Below are 6,267 nucleotides of genomic sequence, written 5' to 3' on the forward strand. Positions count from 1 at the left end.
GATCCTTCACCGTCGCCTAACTGCTCATAACCAGCCAATACCGTGAGCAATTACCTGATGGTTTGTGCATTTATTTTTCCGATCATGTCAGCTTACCATGTTGCTCCGGCTCTACTGAAAGCATGGAATGCTCATCGACCTTTAGCGGAAAAACGGCTTAAGAGTATCGGTGTATCCAAGATCCCTAACCAAGCCGCGGAGATCTTTGTACTTCGTGCTTTTCTGGAAATGTTGAAGTGGAAGTGGGCAGAGTTCAGCTCGATCGAGGGTCCCGAACTGCCACGAGATGAAGTGGAAGCTAAGGAGCATGGCGATAATCTGCGCGCTCTCGAGTTGATGCTTGTTCCAAGGGATGTTTGCAAGAACGAGGCCGATCAGTTGGGTTCCCAACTCATCGGCGTGCAGCGGTATTCCGAAGCGGGTCTGTCCGGTGAAGGCCGGCGCCTCTTCAATGCCATCGGGATGGTGGTTCGTTTTCCCGACGACGAAAGGCACTGCGAAAATCTGGCCCATCTGGTCAAGAGTTATACGAATTATTTGATCAGGCTGCGCGTGGGGATGGCTTGAACAACCTGTCGCCACCGTCTTGACATGAAGCTCCTCGGCCCCAACTAAGCGCGGATAACCCGAATCCGGGCCCCTCTGGTAGGTGGGTCGCCACCTATGATGTCGGATTCCTTCACCTGCTCTTGCGCCGACGGGCGTGACCGCATTTGGAGGGCCCGATGGAAACATCGCCCCTAATCTGGATAGGCTTCAACGCCTTTATCCTGGTACTGCTCGCGTTCGACCTGGGCGTGTTCAACCGCCGTCCCCGTCAGATTACCGTTCGCGAAGCACTGATCGCCAGCGCCTGCTACATCACCATCGCCTTTACCTTCAATGCCGGTATCTACTGGTTCATGGGAACGGAAAAAGGCCTGGAATTCACGACCGGCTATCTGATCGAATGGAGCCTGTCGGTAGACAACATCTTCGTCATGGCCATGATCTTCGGCCATTTCGCGGTTCCGCCGGCCTTTCAGCACCGTGTCCTGTTCTGGGGAATTCTTGGCGCCCTGGTCATGCGCGCTATCCTGATCTTCGCCGGTACCGCCCTGATCCATCAGTTCCACTGGACCATCTACATCTTCGGCGCGTTCCTGCTGTTCACCGGCATCAAGATGATGCTGGCGTCCGACGAGGAACCCGATCTGGAGAACAACCGCATCATGCGGTTCGTGCGCAAGCACGTGAAGATGACCGACACGTACGAAGGCACCAAGTTCTTCGTCCGGCGCAACGGAGTCCTGCTGGCGACGCCGATGCTGCTGGTGCTGGTCATGATCGAGGCGACGGACCTGATGTTCGCTCTCGACAGCGTGCCCGCGATCTTCGCGGTGACCGACGATCCCTTTATCGTTTACACGTCCAACGTCTTCGCGATCCTTGGCCTGCGTTCGCTTTACTTCGCGCTCGCCGGCATCATTCATCGTTTCAGCTATTTGAAATACGGTTTGTCGCTGGTCCTGGTCTTTATCGGCACCAAGATGATCCTGATCGATATCTGGAAGGTGCCGACGGCGCTGGCATTGGGCGTCACCGCGACGCTGATCGGCGGCTCCATCGTCCTGTCGCTGATCAAGACCCGGAACGACCCGGCTCCCGCCGATCCGGCTCATGAGTCCGAGGGCAAGCCCAGGGTCTACTCCCAGCCGCAGCCGGGCATCGCCGAGTAACCGGCGATGCCGGTCCCCCGCCTAGGCCGCATCCTCGTCCACGGCCTGGGCGCGCGGGATCACCAGGACCTTGTCGATCCGCCGGCCGTCCATATCGACCACTTCGAACCGCGTGCCGTCGCGCTCGAAGCTTTCGCCGGCGGTCGGGATGTGCCCGATGTGGCGCAGGACGAAGCCGGCGACGGTGTGGAAATCGCCGTCGTCGCGCAGTCCCCGCATCCCGAACTGGCTCTCGAATTCGTCGACCGGCATCGACCCGTTGACCAGCCATGATCCGTCGTCGCGCCGGACCGCCGCCTGTTCGGCGATCTCGCCGGGGTCCGGCATGTCGCCGGCAATGGATTCCATCACGTCGGTCAGCGTCACGATCCCTTCGACGCTGCCGTATTCGTCCACCGCCACCGCCATGTGCAGGCCGGTCCGCTTCATCAGGTCCAGCAGCTTCAGGATCGGCGTCGCGTCGTGGACGACCATCGGCTTGACGGCGACCGCTTCCAGGTTCAGCGGCTTGCCCTGAAAGCCGAAGCTCAGCAGGTCCTTGTTCTGGACGATGCCGACCAGCTCGTCCAGCTCGCCCCGGCAGACCGGGAAGCGGGAATGGCCCGATGTCTGGATTTCGGTGATCACCGCCTCCGGCTTGTCGTGGACGTCCAGCCAGACCACGTCGGGCCGAGGCGTCATGATCGCCCGCACCGTCCGGTCCGCCAGCCGCAGCACCCCGTCGATCATCTCCTTCTCGCGCGGGTCGAACACGCCGGCCTGGGTGCCTTCCGTGATCATGGAACGCACTTCTTCTTCCGTCACCGTCGCTTCGCGCTCGCCGTGAAGGCCCAGCAGGCGCAGCAGCGCGTCGGTCGAAGCGCCCAGCAGCCAAACGAAGGGGGCGGCCACCCGCGACAGCAGGCTCATCGGCCGGGCGATCAGGCTGGCCGTCCGCTCCGGGTTCTTCAGCGCGATGCGCTTCGGGATCAGCTCGCCGATCACGATCGACGAATAGGTGATGATCACCAGCACGCTGCCGACCCCGACGATCCGGCCATAGGCTTCCAGCCCCGGAATGGTGACCAGCCAACCGCCCAGCCGGTCGCCCAGGGTGGCGCCGCCATAGGCGCCGGCGACCACGCCGACCATCGTGATGCCGATCTGCACCGTCGACAGGAAGCGGCTGGGATCGTCGATCAGCCGCAGGGCGGTGCGCGCTCCGTGAACCCCCTCGTCGGCCATGTGCTGAAGGCGGGACTTGCGGGAGGATACGACCGCCAATTCGGACATCGCGAAGACCCCGTTCAACAGGGTAAGGGCGACGATGATGGCGATTTCAAAGACGAGCATGGATCAGGGGTTCCGGATAGGGGATCGGGCAGCGAGCGGCATGGATCGGCGGCATGGCCGGCGGCCCGGGGCCGACGCCAGGAGCGGTTCCATCGACAGGCGCCCCATCAACAGGCCGGGATGCCGCAAAGGCACGGCCGGAGGGGCAGGGTCGGGTGGATCGGAACTGCTGCTCATTCGATCTCCGGCCGGATAGGCGCGGAGGAACTCCATCGTCGCTGCTGCTCATGCCATAATGTGCGATGCCGTCCGATACGGCAAGCATCCATCCCCTGAGCATCGGGGCCGGGACAGTTGGAGGTCCAAAGAGTTAGACCGGAAATTAGTTGTGATCTAAACGATTGAAGGGCTATGGTCGCGCCATAATCACACAGTTGCACGTCTATGAGCGCTTCTTCCGCCTCCCATCCCATCTTTCTGTCAGGCGGCGGTGAGATGGGCGCCATGATGCGCGCCCATGACTGGAGCGTCTCGCCGCTGGGCGATCCGGCGCATTGGCCGGCGCCGCTGCGGACATCCATCGGCATCATGCTGAACTCGCGGCATCCCATGTATATCGCCTGGGGGCCGCAGCTCGCCTTCTTCCACAACGACAGCTACATCCCGATCATGGGCGGCCGGTATCCGGCGGAGCCGGGCGTGCCCATGGCGGAGCTTTGGGCGGAAGTCTGGAACGACATCGGCGATCTGGTCGGCCGCGTCAGGGCGGGAGAGTCGGTCTGGCGTGAGGACTTCCCCGTCCGCCTGACCCGCAACGGACACCCGGAGGAGGCATGGTTCACCTTCTCCTGGTCGCCGATCCACGACGACCAGGGGCGTGTGGGCGGCCTGCTGTGCGCCTGCATGGAAACGACCCGCGAGGTGAGGAACAGGAACCGCGTGGCCGTCCAGCTCGACATTGCCGACCGGCTGCGCCACCTGTTCGACAATGCGCCCAGCTTCATGGCGGTCATGCGCGAGCCCGGCCACGTCTATGAACTGGCCAACGCCGCCTACCGCCAGCTCGTCGGCGACCGGGACATCATCGGCAAGCCGGTCCGGGAAGCGCTGCCGGAACTGGAGGCCCAGGGTTTCTTCGAACTGCTGGATCAGGTCCATGCCACCGGCGAACCCTATAGCGGCCGGGCCGTGCGCGTCATGCTCCGCCGGGGACCCGGCGCCGTCGAAGAGGAGCGCTTCGTCGATTTCGTCTTTCAGCCGATCCACGACGCGGACGGCCGCACCGGCGGCATCTTCATCGACGGCAGCGACGTCACCGATCTGGTCTGGGCGCGCGAACGATCCGCCTGCCTGGTCGAACTGGGCGACCGGCTGCGCGACCTGAACGACACCGCCGAGATCGCGCAGACGGCGGCGGAACTGCTTGGCCGGACGCTGGGCATCGCCCGCGCCGGCTATGGCAGGGTCGATCCCAGCGGGCAATACGTCACGATCGAGCGCGACTGGACCAACGGCACGGCGTCGAGCATCTCCGGCGTCCACCGCTTCCGCAACTACGGCACCTTTGCCGACAGCCTCCGCCGTGGCGAGATCCTGGTCATATCGGACGTCACCACCGATCCCCGGACTGCCGACAGCGCCGACGCGCTGGCCGGCCTCGACATCGCGGCGCTGATCAACGTGCCCGTGATCGAGGACGGCCGGTTCGCCGCCGTCCTTTACATCCACTCCGACGAGCGGCGCGCGTGGACGCCCCGGGAAGTGGACCTGATCCGTGACGTAACCGACCGCACCTGGGCGGTCGCCGAGCGCGCCCGATCCGAATACTCGCTCCGCCGGCTGAACCGCACGCTGGAAGAGCAGGTCGCCGAACGCACCCGCGACCGGGACCGCATGTGGCGGCTGTCCACCGACATCATGCTGGTCGCCCGCTTCGACGGCACGATCATCGCGCTCAACCCGGCCTGGGGAACGCTGCTCGGCTGGACCGAGGACGAGCTGATCGGCACCAGTTTCCTGGATCTCGTCCACGAGGGGGACGTGGCGGCCACGACCGGCGAGGCGGCGCGGCTGAACAAGGGGCTGGTGACGCTGCGGTTCGAGAACCGCTACCGCCACAAGGACGGCAGCTTCCGCTGGCTGTCCTGGGCGGCGGTCCCCGACGAGACCTATATCCACGCGGTCGGCCGCGACATCACCGCCGAGCGCGAGGCGCTGGACGCCCTGCGCACCGCCGAGGACGCCCTGCGCCATGCCCAGAAGATGGAGGCGGTCGGCCAGCTTACCGGCGGCGTCGCCCATGACTTCAACAACCTGCTTCAAGCGATCCTGGGCAATCTGGACATGCTGAAGGACAAGCTGAACCGCCAGGACACGCTGGAAGGTCGCGACGACCTGCTCCGCCATGTCCGCTTCGCGACCCAGGCGGGCGACCGCGCCGCGATCCTGACGCAGCGCCTGCTGGCTTTCGCCCGGCGCCAGCCGCTTGCTCCGACCAGCCTCAACCTGAACGCCCTGGTCGGCGGCATGCAGGAACTGCTTCAGCGTTCCGTCGGGGAGGCGATCCAGGTCGAGGCCATCCTGTCCGGCGGCCTGTGGCGCACCTGGGCCGACGCCAACCAGGTGGAGAACGGCCTGCTCAACCTTGCCATCAACGCCCGCGACGCGATGCCGTCGGGCGGCAAGCTGACGATCGAAACGGCCAACACCCATCTGGACAATACCTATGTCACCGCCGAATTCGGCCTGACTCCCGGCGAGTATGTCGTGCTGTGCGTCACCGACACCGGAGCCGGCATGCCGCCCGATGTGCTGGCGCGGGCGTTCGAGCCTTTCTACACGACCAAGCCGATCGGGCAGGGCACCGGCCTTGGCCTGAGCCAGCTCTACGGCTTCGCCCGCCAGTCCGGCGGCCATGCGGCGATATATTCGGAAGAGGGCAAGGGCACGACGGTCAAGCTGTACCTGCCGCGCCACCACGAGGCCGTGCAGGCCGAGCCGGTCGTTCCGGCGCTGCCCGAACCGGAGCCGGCGCAGGAGGGCGAAACGATCCTGGTGCTGGAGGACGAGGGGCTGGTCCGGATGCTGCTGGTCCAGACTCTGGAACGCCAGGGCTACCGCGTGATCGAGGCGCACGAGCCGCAGATGGCCCTGGACGCGCTGGAGACGGAGCCGAAGATCGACCTGCTCGCGACCGATGTCGGCTTGCCCGGCATGAACGGCCGTCAGGTCGCGGAGATCGCGCGCAGGCTGAAGCCGGGGATCGCCGTGCTGTTCC

The 6,267-nt window shown here is 64.7% G+C and carries 4 protein-coding genes; 3 read left to right on the forward strand and 1 reads right to left on the reverse strand.

The annotated features are described in order from the left end of the window. Positions 1-42: 42 nt before the first annotated feature. Positions 43-567: a hypothetical protein gene (locus AC5JJ6_RS36520; protein ID WP_496046739.1), complete on the forward strand. Its 525-nt coding sequence runs from the start codon at positions 43-45 to the stop codon at positions 565-567. Between the two features lie 158 nt (positions 568-725). Beyond that, positions 726-1,718: a TerC family protein gene (locus tag AC5JJ6_RS36525; RefSeq protein ID WP_496046740.1), complete on the forward strand. Its 993-nt coding sequence runs from the start codon at positions 726-728 to the stop codon at positions 1,716-1,718. Between the two features lie 21 nt (positions 1,719-1,739). Here the strand turns inward: AC5JJ6_RS36525 and AC5JJ6_RS36530 are convergent, their stop codons facing one another. Next, positions 1,740-3,050, reverse strand: coding sequence for a hemolysin family protein (locus tag AC5JJ6_RS36530; RefSeq protein WP_496046741.1), 1,311 nt, complete (start codon positions 3,048-3,050; stop codon positions 1,740-1,742). A 435-nt stretch (positions 3,051-3,485) separates the two neighbouring features. On the opposite strand from AC5JJ6_RS36530, the gene AC5JJ6_RS36535 reads away from it, so the two are divergent. Beyond that, positions 3,486-6,267: GAF domain-containing hybrid sensor histidine kinase/response regulator (locus tag AC5JJ6_RS36535; protein WP_496046742.1), on the forward strand; the 2,782-nt coding region annotated here is incomplete at its 3' end.

It is taken from the genome of Skermanella sp., assembly GCF_059503625.1.